Annotated in this window: 10 protein-coding genes; all 10 read left to right on the forward strand. The window is 51.3% G+C overall.

What is annotated here, in order from left to right:
- The first annotated feature begins 48 nt into the window (after positions 1 to 48).
- The 10 genes from HGH92_RS27070 to HGH92_RS27115 all read left to right on the forward strand — a co-directional run bounded on the left by HGH92_RS27070 (position 49) and on the right by HGH92_RS27115 (position 24,860).
- A complete protein-coding gene (locus HGH92_RS27070) occupies positions 49 to 2,526 on the forward strand; it encodes a glycosyl hydrolase family 95 catalytic domain-containing protein (protein WP_168873942.1) in 2,478 nt (825 codons plus the stop codon).
- An 84-nt stretch (positions 2,527 to 2,610) separates the two neighbouring features.
- Positions 2,611 to 3,159 carry an alpha/beta hydrolase gene (locus HGH92_RS27075; protein WP_168873943.1) on the forward strand — a complete coding sequence of 183 codons (549 nt, stop codon included), beginning with the start codon at positions 2,611 to 2,613 and terminating at the stop codon, positions 3,157 to 3,159.
- A gap of 196 nt (positions 3,160 to 3,355) precedes the next feature.
- The gene (locus HGH92_RS27080) at positions 3,356 to 5,149 is read left to right on the forward strand and encodes a hypothetical protein (protein WP_168873944.1); all 1,794 of its coding nucleotides are present in this window, start codon (positions 3,356 to 3,358) and stop codon (positions 5,147 to 5,149) included.
- 21 nt (positions 5,150 to 5,170) lie between these two features.
- On the forward strand, positions 5,171 to 10,561 hold the full coding sequence (locus HGH92_RS27085; RefSeq protein WP_168873945.1) for a T9SS type A sorting domain-containing protein: 5,391 nt from the start codon (positions 5,171 to 5,173) through the stop codon (positions 10,559 to 10,561).
- A gap of 36 nt (positions 10,562 to 10,597) precedes the next feature.
- Positions 10,598 to 17,200, forward strand: coding sequence for a fibronectin type III domain-containing protein (locus HGH92_RS27090; protein ID WP_168873946.1), 6,603 nt, complete (start codon positions 10,598 to 10,600; stop codon positions 17,198 to 17,200).
- Complete coding sequence (locus tag HGH92_RS27095; protein WP_168873947.1) at positions 17,200 to 18,270, forward strand: hypothetical protein; 1,071 nt, start codon at positions 17,200 to 17,202, stop codon at positions 18,268 to 18,270. Before HGH92_RS27090 ends, HGH92_RS27095 begins: the two co-directional genes overlap by 1 nt.
- 82 nt (positions 18,271 to 18,352) lie before the next feature.
- The gene (locus tag HGH92_RS27100) at positions 18,353 to 18,889 is read left to right on the forward strand and encodes a YceI family protein (RefSeq protein ID WP_168873948.1); all 537 of its coding nucleotides are present in this window, start codon (positions 18,353 to 18,355) and stop codon (positions 18,887 to 18,889) included.
- A 28-nt stretch (positions 18,890 to 18,917) separates the two neighbouring features.
- Positions 18,918 to 19,280, forward strand: a complete 363-nt coding sequence (locus HGH92_RS27105; RefSeq protein ID WP_168873949.1) for a hypothetical protein — start codon at positions 18,918 to 18,920, stop codon at positions 19,278 to 19,280.
- A 69-nt stretch (positions 19,281 to 19,349) separates the two neighbouring features.
- Positions 19,350 to 19,775 (forward strand): hypothetical protein, encoded by a 426-nt coding sequence (locus HGH92_RS27110; protein WP_168873950.1) that lies wholly within the window; start codon positions 19,350 to 19,352, stop codon positions 19,773 to 19,775.
- A 60-nt stretch (positions 19,776 to 19,835) separates the two neighbouring features.
- On the forward strand, positions 19,836 to 24,860 hold the full coding sequence (locus HGH92_RS27115; protein ID WP_168873951.1) for a DUF4132 domain-containing protein: 5,025 nt from the start codon (positions 19,836 to 19,838) through the stop codon (positions 24,858 to 24,860).
- The last annotated feature ends 46 nt before the right edge of the window (positions 24,861 to 24,906 follow it).

Raw genomic sequence — 24,906 nt, forward strand, 5'->3', positions numbered from 1 at the left:
TACCGGTAATGGGAATATCTTGGAGTTGTTCTGTAAATACCCGGCTGTATGAAACACCTTATTTCCATGTTATGTACCGGCCTGTGCGCCGTTACTCACCTGTATGCCTATACGGGCAACAAAGACACTGTTACCGTTAATTATGCTGCTATCGCCGGTGCTGCGGACCTGGACTACGCCAGGCCGGTGCTGCGTTCCGAAGAAGGGATGCCGCTGGGCAACGGCCGTATGGGCACGCTGGTATGGACCGTGCCTTCCTCTCTTAAGTTTCAGTTGAATCGGGTAGATGTATTCGGCAACAGCTCTGCGTCCAACAGCTTTTTTGAAAGAAACACAGACTATTGCGGCGGTACCGGCTACATGGACGTGGACTTCGGGCAGGACGTGTTTTCGGCGCCGGCATTTCACCAGCATTTATCCTGTTATGAAGGACTGAGTACAATTTCCGGGCGGAACGTGTCTGCCCGGGGGCTGATATGGGAGCGGGAAGATGTGCTGGCACTGGAGATCAGCGACCGGCGTACCACGTCGCTGCCGGTGACGACGGAACTGCGCATGCTGCGTATGCCCGTTGCCCGTACCGGAAGCCATGTTGCAACGTCCAGACTGCGGCAGGAAGGAGATTATATTATACTCACACAGGAATTCCGGGAAGATGGTTATTACTGCAGCAGCGCATTGGTGGCGGCTGTCAGTGGCCGGCCGGTGGAGGCGGAGCAGAACACTGCCACGTCCGTCAGACTGAGAACGTTGCCCGGTGGTCCGGATTTTACCATATATAGCGCTACTGCGGCCAGCTTTGACCCTTCAGAAGATGTGGTGAAGACCGCAATAGGGAAACTGGAAGCGGCGCGGAAAAAGGGCTTTGCAGCATTATTAAATGATAACCGTGACTGGTGGCGGAAATTCTGGCAGCGTTCCTATATACAGCTGCACAGCGACGATGGACAGGCGGATTATGTAGCACAGCATTACGCCTGGTACCTGTATATCATGGGCAGCAGTTCCCGTGGTAAGTACCCGGTTAAATTCAACGGCATGTTATGGTCTACCAACGGCGACGAGCGGAAATGGGGCCACCTGTACTGGGGCGCTAATCAAAGTTGCCTGTACAACGCTTTGTTCCAGACCAACCACACCGAACTGCTGGACCCTATGTTTGACATGTACAGCAGGGCTTATGATTCCTATGCGCTGGCGGCGCGGCAACAATGGGGCAGCAAAGGTATTTATATCCCGGAAACGACCGGCTTTGACAATACGCCGGCATTACCGGACAGCATAGCCGGCGAAATGAGAGATCTTTACCTGGTCAGAAAGCCCTGGGAGCAACGTTCTCAGAGCTTTAAAGATTACGCCTACACGCAGATGCCTTTCCTGAGCCGTTGGAACTGGAAAAAGGATGAAGGCTGGAAGAACGGCCGTTGGCATACCGGCAGTAAAAGCAACAGTACGTTCGGACATGTGAGCCACATCTTTTCCCGTGGCGCTAAAATAGCCTACCAGTACTGGTTGCGCTATGAATATACGCAGGACACCGCCTGGTTGCGTCAGCGGGCGTACCCTATGCTGAAAGGCGTAGCGGAATTTTACCGCAATTTCCCCAACGTCCGGAAGGAAAAAGATGGCCGGTACCATATCTATCATATCAATGATAACGAATCCATATGGGACGGGCATAATACGGTGGAAGAGATATCCGCCATGCGCGGTATTTTTCCGGTAGTGATCAAAGCCGCACGGCTGTTGCAGACAGACAACGACATGCTGCCCGTATGGCAGGAGTTCCTGGACCATTTATCACCGTTGCCCCAGGTGAAAGAGAACGGCAAAACCACCTGGAGCCGTTCCCTGCTACCGGTGCTGCAGGGCAATCCGTCGTGGCATCCGGATGGCAACACTATGCCGGTGTGGTTCTTCGACCTCTGCACCCTTGAAAGCGACCGTGATATACAGCAAACCGGGAATGACACGTACAATACCTATTTTGATAACGGCATCGACAGTACGGTGGGCATATATGTGCTCTCCAAACTACCAGCCACAGGGGCTTTGCTGGGAAGGCCGGAAGCGGTGCAGTATCTGGTGCCTAACCAGTTGCGCCGCCGTAAAAATGAAACCGTGCTGGCCAATCGTATGGACCTGAGCGAGGGGTATCAGACAACGAACGTGCAACGGCTGGGAAGGGCCGCAGAAGCGCTGCAGCTGGCATTGTGCCAGAGTGTGCCCGCAGGCCCGGGACAGGAAAATGTGATCCATGTGTTCCCGGCCTGGCCCCGATCATGGGACGCGCAGTATGCCCTGTTGTGCCGGGGAGGCTTTGTGGTGACCAGCGCCATGAAGCAGGGCAATATCCCTTTTGTGAAACTGGAAGCCACACAGGGAGGAGTTTGTAAAATACGCAACCCCTGGAAAGGCGCCGTGGCGCTATACCGCCAGGGTAAAAAGACACAGGTGCTGAAAGGTGAACTGCTGTCTTTTGCCACTGCAAAAGGAGAGGAGGTGACGTTGCAACGGGAACGGTAGTACGAAAGTGTAACGGTCACTCCATTGCACAACAGCCCCATCAACTACATCAAATAATTTCCAAACAATCAAAATACATTGAACATGGAAAAAGATGTGTTATTCATACAAGGTGGAGGTAACGGAGGCTACAAAGCAGACAAACCATTGGTGGCTTCCCTGCAAACTGCATTGGGACGTAATTATATTGTACACTACCCACAGATGCTTCCGGATGAAACTGCGCCTGATTTTGGACCGCAATGGTTGCAGCAGATTGGCAACCAGATTGCCGCCAGGAAAGAACTTATTTTAGCAGGACATTCACTCGGGGCTTCCATGTTATTGAAATTTCTTTCTGAAAACGGCACGCCAAAGAGCATCGCCGGACTTTTCCTGGTCGCTCCGCCATTCTGGAGCGGTGCTGAGGATTGGGTACAACCGCTTAAGCTACAGCAACATTTTGCCAATAAACTGCCTAAAGAACTTCCTGTTTTCTTTTATCAATGCGAGGATGATGAGGTGGTGCCATTTGACCACTTCAAACGCTATCAACAACACTTACCATGGGCGGTTTTTCGTGAACTGCCCGTTGGAGGACATCAGTTTAATAATGATCTGTCATTAGTAGCGACCGATATCGAAAAACTGTAAACATTAAAGACTGTCGTGAAAAAAGTGATCGTGCCACCAATTGAAAGATGGTACACACACGCCTTTTTACCAAAAGAGATGATCATGATAAGTCTTTGATTGTCAGTTTTGTCTCCTCTTTATAAATAAATAATATTAATAAATTAAAATAAAATATATATTTGAGCGGAAATAACTAAGCCCTATCCCTATACCCATGTGTAAAAAGCACTGTTGCCTGGCAGCATTGTCTGTCCTGTTGTTGCTGTTAACTTCTACTGTCGCACTGTCACAAGCCCTGGACCAGCTGGGCGTAAAAAAAGGAGTGACCATGAGTGGCTCCATCAGCGCCAGTACTACCACGTACACGGCCAGCGGCATCGACAGTCGCCGTGATCCGTTTGCCTGGTACCTTAACGGCAATCTCAACATCAACCTGTTCGGCTATGATATGCCCTTTTCTTTTAGCTACAGTAACCAGGGCCGCAACTATTCCCAGCCGTTCAACCAGTTTCGTTTTGCGCCGTCCTACAAATGGGCGCGTGCTTACTTCGGCACCACCAGCATGCAGTTCAGCAACTACACGCTGGCCGGCCATATGTTCGATGGCGTAGGGGTGGAGCTGACACCCGGCAAATGGCGCGTATCAGCCATGTACGGCAAACTGCTGAAAGCAGTGCCTTTTGATGTGCTGAACCCGGAGAGCTACAACCGCGCGGCATTTGAACGTATAGGCTATGGCGTGAAGATGGGATATGAAGATAACGGTAACGCCTATAGCATATCACTCTTTAAAGCGAAGGACAAGGCATCTTCTATTCCCTATATCCCGGACGACGCCACCATTACGCCGCGTGAAAACGTGGCCATGGCTTTTAACGTCCGCCAGAACCTCCTGAAACGGGTTTTCGTGGATGTGGAATATTCCGTGTCCGCTCTCAATCGCGACACCCGTTCTGAAAAGAACGCGTTCGACAGCAGCAGAGGCACTTCCAACTTCCTTGGCAAATTCCTGTCGCCTACGGGCAGCACCCGCTACTTTGACGCAATACAGGCCGGACTGGGGTACACCGGAAATTTCTACACCATACAACTGCGGTATGAAAGGGTGGCACCGGACTATGTCACCCTGGGGGCTTACAACGTAGTGAACGATATGCGCAACATCACCGTGGCGCCAACTTTCCAGCTCTTCGGCGGAAAGGTGAACATCGCCGCCAATGCCGGTATGCAGGTGAATAACCTTGACAATAGCAAAAACAGCGATGCACAACGGGTGGTGGCCAACGTTAACGCGAATATTGTACCGAATGAGCACTGGGCCATCAACGGCGGCTACTCCAACTTCAGCAATTACACCCGCGTACGGCCGCTGATAGATCCTTACTTCACGAATCCGCTGGACACACTGGATTTTTATCAGGTCAACAACAGCTATAACGGGATGATCATGTACCGCACCGGTACTAAACAAGTGCAGCATTCCATCTCCCTGAACTCATCCTATCAATATGCCAGCGATAAAAGCACCGCTAAAGATGCTGCTGAAAACCTCAGCAAATTTTTTACATCTAACCTGAGCTATTCCTACAGCCTGCAACCACGGGCGCTGTCGCTCAGTGGCGCATTAAACTTTTACTGCAATACGGCCGCTGGACTGAATACCACCTTCATGGGGCCCAGTGTAAGCGCCAATAAACAATACCTGGATAAAACCCTTCGTACAGGCGTTACCGCTACCTACAATATTACGCAGGCTTCTTCCCAAAGTACCGGCGTAACCAGCAACAGCAACAGCAGCGTGTTCAACACCGGCCTGACGGTCAACTATTCACCCAAACCTAAAACCCAAAACGACGCTGTGGGCACGGACAGTAAGCGAAGACTGTTGAACAACAAAAGGACGCACAACGTCGGGGCATCTGTCATGTGGCTGCTGCGCAGCGCCAGTGGCACGCAACCGGGATATAATGAGTTGACCAGCACGCTTAACTATACCTATTCATTTTGATAACGGAAACCGCCCCCGCTCATGAGAAAGATCTGCCTATACCTTTTGTTAAACACCTTCCTCCAGGGGCTGTGCCAGTCAGTGTACAGTCAAATCAATGAAAACGTTTTACTGCCCCAGCCGGTTACCTATTACCTCAACGTCAGCAATACAACACCTGTCAGTGGTACACTGGCCATGGGTATTTATGGTAATCCCGACAGGTATCCGCTTGTTGGTAATTCGCCTATCGGTAGCGGGAGCACCTACAAAGGGACGACCAATTATACACCTCAGTTAGACTTTTATATTAATGGCGCTGCATCGGAGGCTTTTTCACTGGAGAACGGTTATCCGGTAGACCAGGCATGGATTCAGTCGGGACGGGATTTCCCACAGGCCTATGTGTCAAAGAACGGATATCAGGTAAAACTGATGTATGTGATGATAGCGCCTAACGCCGTGGGAGCAGCCTCCAATGATATCTGTGGTGATCAGCTCACCAGTATTACATCACCAGGCAACTGGGACCTGTTTCCCATTCCTAACCTGGGCGAAATGGCCGTGGAATGGCAGTATAGCCTTGGACAGCCCAACGATTGGACAGATTTACCTCCCTCAGAATATGGTTTTACTACGTATTACGAATACCGGTTCATCCCGGTAAAATTGTTCCCGCAGATCGCTGCCGGGACAACTAACATCACTTTCCGTTGCCGTGCCAGAATTAAGTACGGCAACGTTTTGTGTTATTCTCCTTATTCGCCGGGCACGAAAGTGATCACTTTCCAGCCGCCGGCACCTAAAGTGGATGGCGGCAAACTGACTGTCGTACCTAACTGTCCCGGACAAACGAATGGGACCGTGACACTGCCTGCCAGCGCTATTACCAGCGGCTTTACGGAGATGCGCTGGATATTGCGCAAAGGGACCAGCAATATACCGTGTGATCCCGGTTTGTCCGGTCCGGTGTCTACCTGTGGCGACCAGCAGGACTGGAGCCAGGGTAAAGTACCGGTAGCAGGAGGGATATCCATCACTAATATCCCTAAGGGTGAATATACTTTATGGGTGATCAATCCTTCCGCTAATGCAGGGAACTGTTTTACACCGGTACCTGTGACAATGACTGAATTAACGGAGTTATCAGAAAGCCTGGGCACGACTACAAATGTGAGCTGTTTCGGTGGCAGTGACGGCGCCATTGCGGTGACGGCTGCCGGTGGCAACGGCACTCAATCCGGTTACTTTTTCACCCTGAAAAAAGACGGTAACATTTTCCGCACAGAGCAACGGGCTGCCGCCAACACCATGAACTGGACCGGGTTGCCCGCCGGTTCTTATGTGGCAGAAGTAAGAGACGGCACCTGTAACGCCATCAAAACCGTCGCTACCACCATCACCCAGCCACCACAGGTAAAAGGCCAACTGACACCGCAACATCCTGCCTGCATCTCTCCTGGCAATGGCAGTATCAGTGTTGTGGCTGATCCGGGCATTACCAACTATCAGTACAAGCTGTATAAAGGTGCTGCGCTGCTGCAACAGAGCGCTGTCACCACTTCCAGGAACTATACCTTTTCGGGGTTGGCCAATGGCGACTACTCGGTGGAAATACTGAACATGGATTATCCCACCTGCACCGGCTGGATTAGTACCGTGAGCCTGAACGCCGTACCCCCGTTGACGTTAACACAGGATGCGCTTAATATGGTCACCTGTTTTGGTGGAAGTGACGGTTCGCTGAAATACTCCGCTGGTGGCGGTTCGGGTAGCTATATGTTTCTGCTGCAACGCACCGGTATGCCCACGGTGAGCAACAGTACGGGATCTTTTAACGGACTGACCGCCGGTACCTATACTGTTACTCTACAAAATAATGTGCCCGGTTGTAACGACGCGACCTCTCAACCGGTGACTATCACAGAACCACCAGTGCTGCAAGTCAGCCTGCAATCTGGCAATATCAGCTGCAACGGCGCGCAGGACGGTATCGTGAAAGCATTGGCCAGTGGCGGATCGGGACTCTATAGCTACAAATGGGAACAACTGAAAAACGGCGTCTGGACCACCAATCCTTTCTGGTTTGACAGCGACACCAAAATAGATGCACTGAGTGCCGGCACCTACCGTGTAACCGTTTCCGACAGTAAATCCACCAACTGTTCTGTACAGTCTGGTGTGGTGACTATTACCGAACTTCCAGCTTTACAGTCTGGCGGAGTAACCATTACGCCGGCGGTCTGCCTGGCAGACGGTGCTGCCATTAATATCTCCGCCAGCGGGGGAGATAATACCTATACTTATTTTTATACCCTGAACGGGACCGACTATACGGCGTTTACACCCGGCAGCAGGGTACATACGGCCGGCAGCTACCATTTCCGTATCAAAGACGGTAAAGGTTGCATGCTGGACCTGCCCAATGCCTATAATGTGGACCTGCCGGCGGCAGCATTGGGTTTTACCACACAGTTGTCGGCCTACAACGGATTCCAGGTTTCCTGCAACGGTGCGGCAGATGGTAAAATTACCATCATGGCGACAGGCGGTAACGGTGGTGCTTATACGGGTTATCAATATAAACTGAACAACGGCGCCTATCAACCGTCAAACATATTCTCCGGTTTAACCGCTGGTACCTATGCTATCAGCGTAAAAGACGCCCGAGGATGTGAGGCTTCCGGTAGCATAAGGCTGGCGCAGCCACAAATGAGCATCAACGCCACTAAGCAGGATGTGACCTGCTTTGGCCAGTCTACCGGCAGCATCACCACCAATATCATGGGCGGCGCGGCACCTTACCGCTGGCAGATCAACGGTACCAATATCACTGGCGCTACAGCAACCAACCTGCCGGCCGGCAACTATGCCCTGCATATCACAGATGCCAACGGCTGTACTAAAGACACCACGCTGACGGTCCTTCATCAGTACCCGGCACTGGCCTTTACGGCCGCTACGGCAACGGATATACAATGTTTCAACACTACCGGCAGTATTGCCATGAACGCCACCGGTGGCGATGGCAGCTATCAATACCACCTCAGTACAGATAACTGGGCCACCGCCAAACCTTATACCAGCGGCGCCGCACTGAATGCCGGCGTGTATGCGCTAAAAGTGACAGACAATCACGGTTGTAGCCTGACTTACAACAAACAGCTTACTATCACCGCACCGCCGGCAGTGCTGGCGCTTTCCGGTGTATTCTCAGACTACAACGGGTATAATATTTCCTGCGCAGGTGGAGACAACGGTTCCGTGCAACTGAACGCCACCGGCGGTAATGGCGCTACCTACAACGGCTATACGTATGCAATAGATAACGGCGCTTTTGGCCCGGCTTCCCTGATAACAGGTATCAAAGCGGGCATGCACACGTTCACCGTAAAAGACGGCCGCGGCTGTACCGCCACCCTCAATTACAGGTTTACCGAATCTGCGCAGGCGTTGACCATACAGCTGGTGAGCAAACAGGATGTACGTTGCGCGGCCATTCCGGGCGGCAGCATTACGGTGGCAGGCAGTGGCGGCACAGGTGCCCTGCAATACAGCCTGAACGGCACCGATTGGCAGGCCACGCCGGTGTTCTCCGGTCTTACTGCGGGTAATTATACCGTCACTGTGCGGGATGCCAATAGCTGCGGTAACACGCTGGCAGTACAAGTGCTTTCTGTGAACCCTGCTATTACTGTAGATAATATTACCAGCAACGATATTATTTGTTTTGGCACGACTGGCGCTATTTTAGTACAGGCCCATGGCGGCAGCGGTCAACTGACAAATGAATACGCCATGAACGGTGGCGCCTATACGGCTTTTACCAACGCAACGCCTCTGGGCGCAGGTGACTATACCATCCGGGTGAAGGACGCCATCGGATGTTATTCCTCTGTAAGCAACGTAGTATCTATTACCGCGCCTGCAGCGCCTTTATCAGCAACAGCCATCGTTTCTGACTTCCACGGAAGGCAGATATCCTGCTTCGGCCTGTCGGACGGCGCTTTCAGCTTCATTACTTCCGGTGGCAACGATGGCGGATACCAGGGATATCTGTACAGCATTAACGGCGGCGCCTATACGGGGACATCACAATATACCGGTATGGCGGCCGGCAGTTACGCTGTGAAAATAAAAGACGGCCGCGGTTGCGAAATCACTAAAAATATTCTACTGCAGCAGCCGGCAGCACCGGTATCGCTCACGGTGTCAGATATTACCCATCTGGCCTGTGGCGGTATACCTACCGGCAGCATCACGCTGCAATCAACAGGCGGCACTACGCCTTACGCCTATACGATGAACAACGGCGCGCCGCAGGCGTCGCCAACATTCAGCTCCCTGCTGGTAGGTAATTACACCCTGGAGGTAAAAGATGTGAACGGTTGCGCAGCAACCATAGTTACCACGGTGAAAGAAATGTATCCGCCGGTAACCGCCACGGCTACGGTGACGCCTGTACGTTGTTACGGCGAAGCTAGCGGCACTATTGTATTGCAGCCGGCTGGTGGTGATGGCAACTATAACTATCAATGGAATAACGCAGGGGTGAGCGGCGCGCAGGCGCAAAGCCTCACCGCGGGAAACTATACCGTCAAAGTGACGGACGGCAAAGGCTGCGGCCAGTCTTACAGCTACGAGGTAACACAACCGGCGGCACTGGGCCTGACCGTCAACGGTTCGCAGATATGCGACGGTGTAGACGACGGCACGGTGGAAGCTATTGTGCAAGGCGGGACCCGGCCTTACCAGTATGCGCTGAACAACGGCGCCTGGGGGGAGGGCAACAGCTTTGCCAACCTCCCGGCGGGAGCGTATACCCTCAAAGCTCAGGATGCCCGCGGTTGCGGCGCTACCGGTACAACTACCATCACTAAACGAAATGTGAAGCCGGACGTCAACTTCCTGGTAGCATCCCGGAAAAATGCTTTCGATACGCTGGTGATCAAGGAGATCAGTCTCCCGGCGCCGGACCTGGTCAGCTGGACTTTCGATCCGCAGGCGATTCTGCTGGGCTATGACCGCGGTACGCCACTGGTCCGCTTTACCACCGCAGGTACTTACTGGGTGGCCATGAAAGCCACTTTCGGGGAGTGTACCTATCAGGTGCGCAAAGATATCCAGATCAACGCTTACGACCCGCTTGCCGGGCCATCATACAGTGTGCCCGTTTCCGTGATAGATACCGTGATGTTGTCGCCCAATCCGAATGACGGCAATTTCCGTTTCCAGATAAAACTGAAACGTAAACAGCAGGTGATAGTGACCGTCTTCGACCTGAATGGGCGTATCCTTGTGAAGCAGCCTTATAGCCCTGCCTTGCAGATAGACGACCGTATCGCGCTGGGCAGTGTCAACAACGGCATCTTCATCCTGAGGGTAGTCACCGAAAATGAGAGCAGGGACGTACGGTTCATTATCAGTCATTAAAACATTTTATCAACTATTATAATCAGCATCCGCGGTATGCCTAACCTATTCCGTTACTTATTGAGTTATCTGTTGTTGATCTGTATCTGTCAGACGGCGGCAGCGCAGCAGTACCCTGTTACTGCCAGCACACAGATTATCCCGCCGTACAGTGTTTACCTCCCGGACTATGTGGTGCCGGGAAGTGACAAGCTGCGGGTCATCCTGGTGCAGAACGACCTGACCAAACCGTCCTACGATGTGAGACTGCAGATGACAGTGGAGCGGAACGGCGCACTGATCATGCGTACAGCACCGGCTTTCACGCCACGGCCGCTCACCCTGAGCGCAGGGGTGCCTACCATCATCAGCGGCACCGACCTGGCTGATTATCTTAATACCAACAACATCGAATTCAGCGGAGGGTTTAGCCGTGACAGTTATGAGCGCACCCGCTCCCTGCCGGAAGGCTCTTACCGCATCACCTTCACGGCCTTCGACTATCGACGGCCACAGGTGCAGGTGAGTAATGCCGGTGCCAATATCTTTTTCTTCCAGAAAAGCGATCCTCCTTTGCTGAACCTGCCCATCTGCGGCAGCCGCGTAGAGAAAAGAGACCCGCAGTTTCTCACTTTCAGCTGGAGCAGCCGTAATACGCCCAATCCACTGGAAGGAGGGGGAACCGAGTATATCTTTTCCCTTTATGAGATCAAACCGAAAAACAGCAACCCGGATTACATTGTACGCAGTACCCGGCCGATTTATACCATTACTACAGATAACACCACAATCCCCTATGGCCCCGGAGAACCGGCGCTTACAGACAGCATGGAGTATGTCTGGATAGTGCAGGCACGCGATAAAAGTGGCCGTGATATGTTCAGCAACCAGGGCTTAAGCCAGAGCTGCCGTTTTACCTATCTGGGCAATAATCCCTTTGAGACCAACAAAATCAGTAAACCGAAACTGTCAGGCGAGGCTACCGGCGAAAGGACCATGAAGCTGCAATGGCCCGCAGCACCTGCCAGCGCGGCCTACCGGGTAGAAGCCTATAGGGTGCAGTACCGTGCCGTCAAAAAAGACGGTGTGGAATTCGACTGGCAAACTTCAGAGTCTCCAACCGATACCGCGCTCAATGTACATAGCCTGGAGCCGGACCGAAGCTATGAAGCCCGTCTGCAATGGCGGGTGGCCGGCGTTTACGGTCCATTCAGTGACGTAGTAACGGTGACGACTAAACCGCTGCGTACGTTCACCTGCGGCGACCCTGCATTATTGCAGGCGCCACAAAACAACGCACCGCTGCCTTCCGCCTCCCGCGGCGCTATTTTCCGTATCGGGCATTTTGATGTGCTGGTGAGTGACATCTCCGGTGGTGATGGCGTATATAGCGGTCGTGGTAAGATCGTTACCCCCGGATTCGGTGGCGGTATGCTGGTGCAGTTCAAACAGATCAGCGTTAACACAGATATGGTGGTGACCCGCGGCGAGATGCAGGCGGTAACGGAAGGCATCGATAAATTCATCAGCGATGAACAGAAAAATCAACGCGGTGGCGATGACGTAGGCCATGTGAAGACCGGCGACGTGGTGCCCGACATCGTGACGAAATTGCACCTGTTCACCAAAGAAAGTATCAAAGTCAATACGGAAGACGGCACGATCACCTTTACCGATTCCAATACCGGCCAGTCTGAAACTGTCAACTATAAAGAAAAAGGTAAAGGCCTGCCGCTGGTGATAGAAGACACTGATGGTAACCTTTACAATGTCGATAAAAACGGCAAGGTAACGTCAGCGGGCACACGTGACAAGAGCCTCGCCGGCAACCCGGAGGCTTTGGCTGCGCTCAATAAGCTGGACCTGAGCAATGGTATGTTCACCTTCTCCGGTAAAAACAGCAGGTATGCTTTCGATGCCTGGAAAGATAACTACTACGGTAAAGCGGTGCTGGACAGCAGTTATGAGAAACTGGCTGATGGCCGTTACCGCGTGGCAGCCAAGGCTATCCTCCCCGGAGAGCAGGACCAGGTGATCGCCACATTATCAGGAGCGAAAGACATCGATACCAGCAAAATCAGGTTTGTCAGCGGTAAAGGCATTGTTTATCCATCCTCCCCATCACCGGAAGGATTTGTGATCACCCTTACCGGCGGCCCTGCGGGCGATGCGCAGGAGATCTATGCGGTGTACGCCAAAGGTGGCAAAAACATCAGTATGGGCAAATTGCTGGTGGCCAGCTATGCACCTACACAAAAGCAGGTAGTGCTGATTCCTGTAGGTAAAGCCACGGTGCAGAAGGAAGCTGTGGAAAAAGCGCTGAAAGATGCCTATGAAAAAATAGGTGTCACCTATACAGTAACCGTAGATGAGAGCTTCCGCGATAACACTGCATGGGACCTGAACAAGGACAACTTGTTGCAGGACAGCCATAGTTCCTTCCTGGGCAATGGTTTTACCGGAGAGGAGAAAGCCATGCGCAAGGCTTACGGTAAAGACCATAAGGCAGATAAAAATACCAGCTACCTGTTTGTGATAAATGAAGCCGCGTTAAACGACGGCGACCTTCAGGGTAAAATGCCGCGACAGAGCCAGTTCGGTTTCATCTTCGCCAAAGGCGCCTCCGCAGAAAGCGTAGGCCGCACGGTGGCACACGAAACCGGTCACGGCGCCTATACGCTGGAACATACCTTCAGCGCCGGCATCGGGCTGGACATCCGGAGCACGGATAACCTCATGGATTACGGCAACGGCTACTCGCTGCTGAAATATCAGTGGGATGTAGTGCATGATCCGGGCCACGTATGGGGCATTTTCGAAAATGACCAGGACCAGCAGCAGGTGTCATTCGGCACTGTGAAGGTATTTGAGGAATTCATTAACAAACCTTCCAATACTTATACGTTCCTCACGCCTGCAGGTACGATGATTACATTGCCACAGGATGCCACCAACCTTACCTTTTCTACACTGGACAGGACCTTCTACAAGGTGAGAGGACAGGTAGATATGAACCTGCCGTCGGAAGACCTGGTGCCGCTGGGTGCGCTGTTATCGTTCGATGTTAAACAGGTACATTATTCCGGCAGCTATGGCAGTGCAGCATTCCATGGTTATATGAACGGGGAAGGTAGCTTCTATAAAGAGGATGTTTCCAAAACACTAGGTGCAGACACCGGTATCGCCGTATTCCTCGGGGTAAAAGAAGGCAAGTTTATTACTTATGCCTCCCGCTTTAAACCTAAATCACCAGTACGGGTAAACGATTTCTCGATTGTTGATCTTGACTTCGTGTTAGAGGAAAACAGCCTGAAAGCTGTATTGGAGAGAAAGAAAGTGGCGCCTAAACTGATTGAACTGGATGCCGCCGGGCTGGCGTTTATCAATGGTAATGTAGCATTCCGCTATAAAGGCAAGGAGGAAGCTACTATAGGCAGTTTCCTGCTGGAGGTACTGGACGAGAAGAGCACGGTGAGCCACTATATGACTTTCTACACCATTGCCAACCTGAAGAAGGAAGATTTGTTGGCCTTCGCCGGCTGCCTGGGAGAACAATGGGATATTTCAATGGCGGAAGCACCGCTTCGCAAGATCGTTTATGGGCCTACTGAAGGAATGGACGGCGGATATAAACTGTACCAGACGATCAGGGAGAAGACGCTGGTTGAAATGGCGAAGATAGCCGATAATAAATCGCAGCTGCATCAGCAACTGCATGATGCCGTGGCTGCCAGAAAAACAGTAGAATTCATTCATGACCTGATAAAAAATAATTACTCGCCTTGCGCGATGGTGCAGCTGAACCTGACTGACAGGTTGTATATCCTCAACCAGCTGTTGTCAAAGGGTATGGAAAATGACAACTGGTATACGGATCCTGCCTGGTATACCACCAATGATGGACACTTTATTGTGCTGGACCTGTTCAGGACGACCCCTAAAAGTGACCGTGCCGCATTGTTGAAGCAGGGAGTTATGGCCAACAAGTATTTGTGGCTGCGCACTTTGTGGCAGGAGGCAAATAAATGGTTCAATGGCGTAGGTTACGAGAATGTGAGGGAAGTGTTCGAAGAAATCAATCCCTGGATAAAGGAGAATTATACTGACCTGAAAGTGCCGCTTACCGTGAAATACCACCACGTGGGCATGTTCGGGTTGGATTCTATTCCTTATCTGCCAGGTGAACAGGAATACCTGATCGGATTAAAATCCGGTGGTAAGCCAGTGTTTAACTATTACGAATACACTGTTGACAAGGAAGGAAGCGCGTCCCTCTCTTCAGAAGGTAAAATATTGCTGACACAACGTTACAGCATGCTAAGTGTCTACCCGACCTTCAACATGCCGGGCAGCAGCTCCCTCGACAAACCAGGTATTCCGGTGGCTTACGACGAGGCAATGGACCCGTTTGAACCGATGACCATCATGTCCGTGTCCAACTTTTATGAAAATGGGGTGACTGCAGGTGAAAAGAAAGTGGTGCCCGCTTATATGTCGGTGGTCATCAACAGAGATCTGGAACGTTCCTCCAATAATCGCAAGATAAGGACTGTGTTTGATATCGCTACTGTAGTGGCGGCGGTACTGGCTGCCCCTGAGTCAGGCGGCACTTCGCTGTCAGCGATTTCCTCCGTACTGGCGAGGACATCGCAGGTGGTGTCCAGGGTGACAACGGTGGTATCTGCCGCAGATATCATGGTTCAGGCAGAAAGGAATGCGATGACTCCGCAAAAATACCAACTGTACAGAGACTTTTATGAAGCATGGGACAAACTGAAAGCGACCGTCGATTACACAGCGCTGGGTGTTGATGCTATTAACATCTCTGTATGGAGCATTGGTAAAATCAGAGAGTTGCGCCGCATCAGCAATACTGTCAACGAAATCCGAAACACCATGGAGAACGGTATTACTCCTCCTCCCAATCTGGCTGACGGATGGAAAAGAGCGATAAACGACATCCCTGACGGTCCTCCTCCCGGCTATACTATCAGGGACTCCAGAATTTTGAGCAAAGTTCCTAATGCCGGGTTAGACAGCAGGGGTGCCAGCTTTGTATCTACCGTTACCAACATTGAAAAGCAGGCGGGCACCGTTATTTTCCACGTAGGTAAGGATGCCTCCGCAGGTTCGTCTGTAAAAGATTTCCTCCTTGTACTGGAAAAACGTGGTTACGGAGGACCGCAACCACGCGTGCAGAGTGGTACCATAAGAGACCTGGAAGTGCTGACCATGGAGGAGACAAGCAAAATTGTGGAAGGCCTGGGCACAGAGACATTACTGAAGGAAGTTCAAAGACTCGAGCATGTGCCGCTCAAAAAAATGCAGGAAGAATTAGGCCTGTTAACAGAAATGAAACCGGCGCAGTTTACCGAAGAAGCCACTGTTAAAGTCTATGTTGTGGCAAGTAAAGCTGTTAACGCAGGTAAAGCAGTTACGGACGCGGAGCCGGACATTGTAACGGTCACACTTCCCCAAGGAGAAACCAGAATTGCCTATGCCACACCTGAAGGCGTTACAGAAGTACTGAATAAACGGAAGTGCAATTTCTGTACAACATTCCAGAATGAAGCCATCTGCCGTAAGTTTGAACAGCTGTACGTTAAATCAATGATGACCCATCGGGATGGTATTGCCAAACTGTGTGCGAATCTGAAGAAAACTGAAGTCAATGCTGTATTGGATTATATGTTAGATGAAGATTTTGATGTGTATGATCTGAGAGATTTACTGGAAGAGATAGAAATTCAGACAGGTGATGTCAAGCATATCACCAATCACGTGGGGGACATAAATGTTGGTTTACTAGCCGCATGGGAACTGGTAAGGGCGGCCAAGGCAGCTGTTTCCAGGAATTATGAAATGGACTATCCCGGATTGGAGGAAGTCAGGAAGGCAATGGCTGATCCCGGCTTTAATAATAACGTAGGCCGTACAGGAGGCCTGATCGCCGTGTTATCGGCCAATAAGGGGCTTCCTTGTAATACCTGTAAGAATCCGTCTAAAATAATTCTGCAGTTCCTGGATGAGTATATTAAAGATCTTAAGTATTTTTCCGATCATTACAATTTCGGAAAACTTTGGGATGAGCTGAAACAGCCCAGGGCGTACAGGATGGTGTATGGTGCCGCCTTCCAGTTGCGTATCCTGAGAGCATTCCCTTCCCAGTTTGCGGGCGGTACCGTTGTTTTTGACGATGAACTGGACAGGCTCACTGGCAGCGATGAAGACAATCTGGCGGATGATCAGACTGATGAGGGAATAAGAAGCAAGTGCCGCTTTGATATCAAGGTCACAGGGGCAGGCAGGGAGAAATTGTTTGAATTCAAAAGCTGGGGCGCCACCACTGCACGGGATTTCTTGAATAATGCCAGCAAACGGGTATACTTCGGTAACCAGATGTCGGCATATTTCCGGAGAGCGAGGAACATCGCTGACGTGACGTATTATTTCGATGGCAGAAAAATCACGTTGAGCAGAGCGAAACAACTCGTGCAGGCAGTGTTTAGGGAAAGATACCGGGAATGGTACACCAATTCCGGCACTACCGGACTTGGGGCGACAAAAATGGAGGAGCTGTTCGGCATTAACATGCAGGATTTTGCCGATGAAATAGAAGATGTCAACAGTCCTATTTATAATTTTATCAAAGCAGAATAATGTACAGACTGAAAGAAAAACAAAGTGAGTGTGTCATCATAAATGAAAGTGAAGATCTGTTATATATTGAGCGGCAGTCGTCTCTTTGGGCCGTCAGCAAAAAAGACCTGACGCAACAGTTGCTGGCTGACAATTTAAAGGATTGTCATACTGTCTATACCCTGGGAGGTAACCCTGTCCTGCATTGCGATGGGGCACTGACGGCAATACTGGCCGATGGTACCCAAAAAGTGATGGGAGAGGGCTGGTTCCCTAACGCTCAGATCGGAGAGGATCTTCTGGTTACCGACCGGTCTGTGAGGCCCAACCAACTGTTGCGGCTAAACGCTGCAGGGCAGGAAGTATGGCGACAGCATATTGCACTGGGCGTTCAGCACATTGTACAGGACGATTCACTGTATTACATCAAAAAGGATGGTCCCAGGGTTCGGCCCAATGTTATTAACCGGCTCTCCCTGGCCACCGGCGAACATCGTGAACTTATAGATCTGGACCCGCGCTATCTGTCGGAAGTGCCGGACAAAGACCGCTATGACCATGCTTTTTACCAACTGATGATGGCCAGTGATAAAGAAGTGATCGCGGTGGTTAACGGCAATAAAGTTATAGCAGTGGATGTACATACAGGTGATGTGACCCTGGAGCTTACGCATTTTACAAACAGGAACGGGAATCTGCTGCCGGTAGACTTATCAGGACCGGTAGATGGAGGTACCTATAATGGCCGAAGATATATCCTGTTGGGCAATATGTTCGCCAGCTTTGATGCGTCTTCGGAAAGCCTGACTATGTTGCAGCATCCATTAAAAGATACCGCCGGCAGTGGTGTCTATGTCTATTCCTGCCATCTGGCGAAAGACAGGTTTCACATCAAAGCCAGGATGACGGAGGGTAGTCAGCACGCGATCAACTGTATCGGTATCTTCGATATTGCACAGGAAGCCGCAACCTGGATAACAGAGGTCCCTATGGCCCCCGGCGCCACGCTCCGCACGGCGCCTTACGGTAATGACCAGTATCTTTTTGTAGCCGACAGCAACAATGTGCTTTATATCTACGAACGAAACTAAACTCTTATAAATCACGTAACTTTAAGCCGGCTTTGTCACAAAGCCGGCTTTATTTTTGCCCTGGAAACACAAACTGTTACTCATGAAAAAGATTATTTATCCGGCGGCTGCCCTGCTGGTAATGCTGATGGCTGCTTTTACCTTTATCACCACCCAAAACTGGAAAATCAGCAACGGATATTCCATCAAATTCACTGGTAAGTACGCAGACGGCGCCTTTGAATCCATGAAAGGCACCGTCATATTCGACGAGAAAGATCCTGCTTCGGCAAAGTTCGACGTGCAGGTGGACGTCTCTTCCATCAATACCGGCAACGGCCTTAAAAACCGCCATGCCCGTGGCGAGAAATGGTTCGACGCTGAAAAGTACCCCTACATTCATTTCGTTTCTTCCGAAGTGGTGAAAACTGCCACGGGCTACGATGCGAAAGGCACCCTCGATATGCATGGCATTAAAAAACCGTTCACCATTCCTTTTACTTTCACGCGTAACGGTGACAAGGGCGTATTTCAGGGGGCCTTTAAAGTCAACCGCGGCGACTTTGGCATTACCACGCCCCGTGGAGATGAATCCGACTATACCCATCTTACCGTAACCGTTCCTGTTACTGCCCGGTAATATGCGGCCCGTTCTCTTTTGGTGTGGCATGGCCACAGGTCTTATGGCGGCGGCACTGTCCACAGGGTACGCTGTTTTTTACCAGGCGGCGCTCGGGGTGGATTTCTCCCGGGTGGCGCCGGTAGCGGCCATCATCAGCGCCAATATTGTGGCCGCCATGGCGATCATGCTGGCTTGCTGGCTGCTGGAGCGATGGAAAGGAGCGGTGCCCCGCAGCTTCAATGCCTGGCTGGTGTTGTTTTCAGTGCTCAGTGCGGGGATTCCCTTCCTGGTGGATCTTCCGCTGGACATACCCGCGCCGGAGCTTTTCCCTGGCCTGGCTGCGCCCATGCACCTGCTGCCGGCCCTGATCTGGCTGGCTTTACAGCCCTGGTGGACTGTCAAAAAATAACTTTTGATGTTCGGCGGGTATTCCTATCTTCGCTACTGAACTTTGTTTGTGTACCGATAAGACTATAGAATGGACCTGATTATCAATGCCAGGCAAGCTGGCAGAAAACATGCACTGATAGAGAAACAAAAGATTGTCATAGATGATTTGCCCGTTAACCCGTCACTCCGCGACTTGCTGGCAGCTGTTGTCAAACAACAGGTGACTGCCTATAACGACAAACCTTTAGAGAAAAATCTTTTGCCCTTTCTCTCCAAAGAACAAATTACCGACCAGGCCGGCACCGGAAAGGTGGGCTTTGGCAGTATTTACAATGAAAATAAGGCCGATCTGGCAAAAGCACAGGAGACAGCGATGCTGGCCTACGAAGATGGCCTGTTCGCCGTATTCGCCGATGAGGAGGAGTTACAGGGACTTGACCGTACCTTTGTGCTACATCCCGAAACCGTGATCACCTTCATCCGGCTGACCTTCCTCGCCGGTAGTTTCTGGTAAAAAACACTGATGCCGACATTCATTTTTTAACCCGATTACCATACCTTAATTTGTTTGACCATGGACGTTAAAGAATTCCTGAAGACCAGGACTAAACCCCATTACATCGAAAATCTGGTCACTGACCTGAAAGCCGTTTACAATGGCGAAACCACGCATCCGCTGGTGACGAAAGACACCGCTGAAATCGTATTGATCCTGCTCAATGAGCTGCTGGTGCGTGAAAAGCAAAATGGCTATTATCAAACATTCGCAATTACCTATAAGGACCAAAAATATATCCGGCTCGAAGAGCTGCTAAAAAAAGGCTTCTGGGACACAACGGAAGCCGGCAACCTGCTGGAATACCTCTTTGGCAGGGAAACCGGCGCTTACGTTAAACACGCCTGGCATCAGATTCCGTACCAGATGTACCAGACCGGTTACGCCCGCCGTTCCTTCCGGGCGCCCAATGATCCGGAGGTCTATTTCGTTCTCCAGCTGGAGTTCCTGCGACAGGCCATTCCGGGGGCACATCAGTTCGCCTATTATCCGAAAGTGGAATTTGCCTGCTTTGACCTGACCCTGGAAGAACAGTTGCGTTGTGAAGGACAGCTTTTGGAAGTGGCGTTATTCCGCATATGGGCTGCTGCCATCGATCTGGGCAATGAATCCTTCTTTAAGGCATGCGAAGATATTATCTATAACAAAAATCCGGATGCGAAAGTAAGCCGTGCGCTGATCAAAGCGCTGCTGACCAGCAATAAACAGGCGGCATGGGAGCTGGTGGAGAAACTGCTCCTGGCTGCACAGCGGCAGGAAGGCCTGCGCCAGTCAGTCATGGAGTCGCTCGATGAAACTTCTGTAGGGGCGCTGAAATATATGCTGAAAGTGGTGCTGGACAATAAGCTGACCCGCTTCTCGTCTGTGGTCCGCGCACTGGACGTATGGGCCGGCCTCTTCTGGGAGGCAGAGAAAGAAACCACCGTCCGTTCTTTCCTCGAGAAAGGCCTGGAATACCTGGAAGCGCCCAATACGATTCCTGCTGCCATGAAAAGCAAGAACAATACAGAAGTGTACATGGCGCTATGGGCACTGGGCGTGCTCGATGTCATGGCTACACGCCCGCTGGTATTCCAGTTGCTGGAAGACAAGAGCGCGGAAAAACGTTCCCTGGCGCTGAAGTTCGCCGTGGAAACCAATTACTACAACGTGGACATGCCGGCCGCCTATGAAGGCCTGCTGGACACCGATCTGGCCGTAGTGGCCAGGGCGCTGGTGATCATCAATAACAAGGTGCAACAGAATGCACCACATTATGATACCTACTTTCCTGAGATGTTCGACAGGCTCCATGCCATCGTTCAACAGGTAAAAGAAAAAGAAAAGACATTTGAAGGAAATATTTTTTCGTGGCTGTCCATCAAATATGAACGCAACAATGTCTTCAATGCGATGATCAAATTGATCAACGACCGGGACGACCGGCTGGAAATCGTGTTGGGATATTTTGATGAGATGAACGTCTCCCTGCGTGAACAGCTGTCCCGCAGCCTGCTCAAAGGTTATGCTCCCAGCTTCTATCAGGAAGAAAAAGAAGGGGCGCTGACCACTTTCCAGCGCAATTTTGCGCTGCGCCTGCTGAAAGACAGGGGAGAATATGTGGTGTCCATCGCGTTCAATGCCCTGCAGGGCCAGCAGTTTACGCTGGAAGAGATGGAAACGTTTACGGATATACTAAAACGTAAAGGGGCGTCTGCCAGAAGTAAAACCATTGAGATGGTGTTGAGCCAGCAGGATGATATTGTGACTGCGGTAACATCCAAACTCCTGCAGGGAGACGTGGAGCAACGCCTCGGCGGACTGGACATCGCGCTGCGCCTGCAAAAAAGCAACCGCCTCGCTGCCCAACGCACTGCATGGACCGCCGCCTTCAGGGAACGGAAAAACATCTCCCAGAAAGAGGAAATATTATTGTCCCAGCTTTCGGAAGAGAGCAATGTACTGTCTTACTCCGCAGAGAATGGCTATGGGCTGTACGACCCGGCTGCTATTTCACCGGTGGTACTGCCGCCGGTAAGCCCCGACGACTACTATAGTAAATGCCTCGCGGAAGGGCCTTATGGCTTCTCCATGCCCATGGAGAAGTTGCATGAGCAATTCAATAAATTGAATGAGCTGTTTCAGCAACATGCTGCCTACGAGTATGAAGTAGAGAACTACGACAACTCCAAATCCATGGTGTTGCTGGCTAACAGCTTCCAGAACCGCAAGACGTACAGCTATAAATTTACTTCCAACGAGGAACAATATTCGTATTTCCCGTTACCGGAAGTATGGGAAGCCTGGTACCAGGAAAGCGGCCTTACGCCCCGGGACATTTTCATATTGACCTCCCTGATGAGCGACATGTATGACGCGGAAGAAGAAGTGAAAGGCAGTAATATCATGAAACAATACGTGCCGCTTTATGAGCACGTGATACCCGAGGCCTTAAGAGGCGGGCGCCGTTATAAATCCAGCGACCCCGTACTGAAGGTGACCATCGCGCTGCAGCTGATCCATCCGTTTGAACAGCGGGCAGCGTTCCTGTTGGGGGCCTGCAAACGGGTGTTTAATGAATTGACCCCTGAAATGCTGCAGTATACGGAAAATAGCTACTACGGCCTGAAAGGCTGGCAAGGCAACGCACGGCTGGAACGTTTTCTGTCTTTCTTATATGAAATACCTTCTGACAAACAACTGCTGGAAGACTGCTGGAACCTTTATCACTGGCGGCAGTTCTCCGGTCTGCCGGAGCTGGCGCCAAAATACCTGCCGCCATTACCGGTATTTGTCAAAGCCTTTGAAGCCGGAATAATATCCGAAAGTGAGATGTACCGCGGGCTGATCAGTCCGGAGAACATGCGCACATTGTCTAACGGCCGCAAAGGCAAAAACAAGGAAAATTATTTCGAAGATCATCCGTTCCTGGAAAGGATGTTCATTAAAGTCAGGGAACACTTCCTGGACATTGAACTGAAAAGGGGAGACTCCGCCACGCCGGTAACCAAGATGGTGCAGGTACTGGGAGTTATCTACGGTGTTAAACGTTTCGGTGAGATATGGGCCGGCCTTGGGAAAACGACGCTCAACCGGGGTTACGTCTATAGCTATAACGCCGAGGCTATGAGCAAACAGAAAATATTCAGCCTGTTGCTGAAATGCTGTTTCCCGTTGCCGGAAGATACACAGGAGCTGTTTGATGAAACCGTGAAGAAAGTGAAACTGACGGAAGCGCAACTGATAGAAGCGGCCGTATATGCGCCACAGTGGCAGAAGTTCGTCAGCCAGCACCTGGGCTGGAAAGGCCTGGATTCCGCTATCTGGTGGATGCATGCCCATACCAAATCTGCCGGCAACGAACAAAACGCGGAAGCGGAAAGTGAAATTGCCCGCTACTCCGCAGTGGACTTACAGGACTTCAAAGATGGCGCAGTAGACAAGGACTGGTTTGTGAAAGCCTATAAGGAACTGGGCAAACAGCGCTGGGCCATCGTATACGAAGCAGCGAAGTATATCAGCGATGGCAACGCCCACCGCCGCGCACGTTTATACGCTGACGTTATCACCGGCGATCTGAAGATCAAGGAAGTGACGCAGAAGGTAAAAGACAAACGGGACCAGGACTACCTGCGCCTCTATGGCCTGATACCACTGAGCAAAAACAACCCGGAAAAAGATGTGCTGGCCCGTTACGAATACCTTCAGCAATTTAAGAAAGAAAGCCGCCAGTTTGGCGCCCAGAAACAATCCAGCGAAGCGCTGGCACTGCGGATCGCTATGGAAAACCTGGCCCGCAATGCCGGATATGCCGATCCGCAACGACTGACCTGGGCCATGGAAACCCGGCAGGTGCAGGGCATTCTGTCTAAAGAAACACAGGTGCAGTACGATGACGTGGTAATAGGACTGGTCATCGACGAAGAAGGACAGGCGGACGTGGTAGCCTTCAAGGGAGACAAACAACTGAAAGCTGTTCCCCCAAAATATAAAAAGGACAAGAAGATAGAAGAGCTGAACGAGTATAAGAAAACACTGCGTGAACAATTCCGCCGCTCCCGTAAAGGGCTGGAAGACGCCATGGTACGCGGGGATGTCTTCTCCTTTGAGGAAATTTCCACCCTGTTCGACCACCCCGTGATTGCCAAACACCTCGAAAAGCTGGTGTTCATCACGGACCAGGCCAACGGTTTTTATCACAGCGGCAGCCTGATAGACGCCAAAGGAAAAGCGACGAAGCTGACAGCCAAAGACGGCATCCGCATTGCCCATAGCAGTGATCTGAACCAGGCAGGCGTGTGGAGCGATTATCAGCGTTATTGTTTTGAGAAGTCCGTTCAGCAGCCGTTCAAACAGGTCTTCCGTGAGCTGTATGTGCCGCTGGAGGACGAACTGAAAGAAGTGTCCGTGTCGCGCCGTTATGCCGGCCACCAGGTACAACCTACGCAGACAGCCGCCCTGCTCAAAACCAGGGGCTGGAAAGTGGACTACGAGGAAGGTTTACAGAAAGTATTCCACAAGGAGGGTTTTGTAGCTAAGATATACGCCATGGCCGATTGGTTCTCACCGGCAGAAGTGGAAAGCCCCACGCTGGAAACCATTAAATTCCACGATCTTAAAACCTACACACCGGTAGCGTTTAAAGACATCTCCCCGCTGATCTTCAGTGAAGTGATGCGCGACCTGGACCTGGTGGTAAGCGTGGCCCATGTGGGCGGGGTAGACCCGGAAGCCAGCCATTCTTCCATCGAAATGAGAAAAGTGCTGCTGGAAGAAACGCTCCGCCTCTTTAAGCTCTCCAATGTGAAAGTGAACGGCAACCATGCTACGATCAAAGGTAAGCTGGGCGAATACAGCGTACACCTGGGCAGTGCGGTGGTACACCAGCTGCCGGGAAGGTATATCTCCATTTTGCCGGTACATTCCCAGCACAGGGGCCGTATCTTCCTTCCGTTTGTGGACGAAGACCCGAAATCAGCCGAATTGATCTCCAAAGTGCTGCTGCTGGCCAGGGACCACGAAATACAGGACCCTACCGTCTTAGAGCAGCTATCGCATAATTAAGATAAACAAATCGTAGCCCCGGGCTAAAGCCCGGGGTTGATTGTTT

The sequence above is a fragment of the Chitinophaga varians genome, assembly GCF_012641275.1.
Classification (GTDB): Bacteria; Bacteroidota; Bacteroidia; order Chitinophagales; family Chitinophagaceae; genus Chitinophaga; species Chitinophaga varians_A.

What these genes read in the sequence shown, in the direction of transcription:
- HGH92_RS27095 (WP_168873947.1), top strand. Translation starts at nt 17,200, where the DNA reads ATGTACAGACTGAAAGAAAAACAAAGTGAGTGTGTCATCATAAATGAA.
- HGH92_RS27115 (WP_168873951.1), top strand. Translation starts at nt 19,836, where the DNA reads ATGGACGTTAAAGAATTCCTGAAGACCAGGACTAAACCCCATTACATC.
- HGH92_RS27105 (WP_168873949.1), top strand. Translation starts at nt 18,918, where the DNA reads ATGGCCACAGGTCTTATGGCGGCGGCACTGTCCACAGGGTACGCTGTT.
- HGH92_RS27100 (WP_168873948.1), top strand. Translation starts at nt 18,353, where the DNA reads ATGAAAAAGATTATTTATCCGGCGGCTGCCCTGCTGGTAATGCTGATG.
- HGH92_RS27090 (WP_168873946.1), top strand. Translation starts at nt 10,598, where the DNA reads ATGCCTAACCTATTCCGTTACTTATTGAGTTATCTGTTGTTGATCTGT.
- HGH92_RS27075 (WP_168873943.1), top strand. Translation starts at nt 2,611, where the DNA reads ATGGAAAAAGATGTGTTATTCATACAAGGTGGAGGTAACGGAGGCTAC.
- HGH92_RS27070 (WP_168873942.1), top strand. Translation starts at nt 49, where the DNA reads ATGAAACACCTTATTTCCATGTTATGTACCGGCCTGTGCGCCGTTACT.
- HGH92_RS27085 (WP_168873945.1), top strand. Translation starts at nt 5,171, where the DNA reads ATGAGAAAGATCTGCCTATACCTTTTGTTAAACACCTTCCTCCAGGGG.
- HGH92_RS27080 (WP_168873944.1), top strand. Translation starts at nt 3,356, where the DNA reads ATGTGTAAAAAGCACTGTTGCCTGGCAGCATTGTCTGTCCTGTTGTTG.
- HGH92_RS27110 (WP_168873950.1), top strand. Translation starts at nt 19,350, where the DNA reads ATGGACCTGATTATCAATGCCAGGCAAGCTGGCAGAAAACATGCACTG.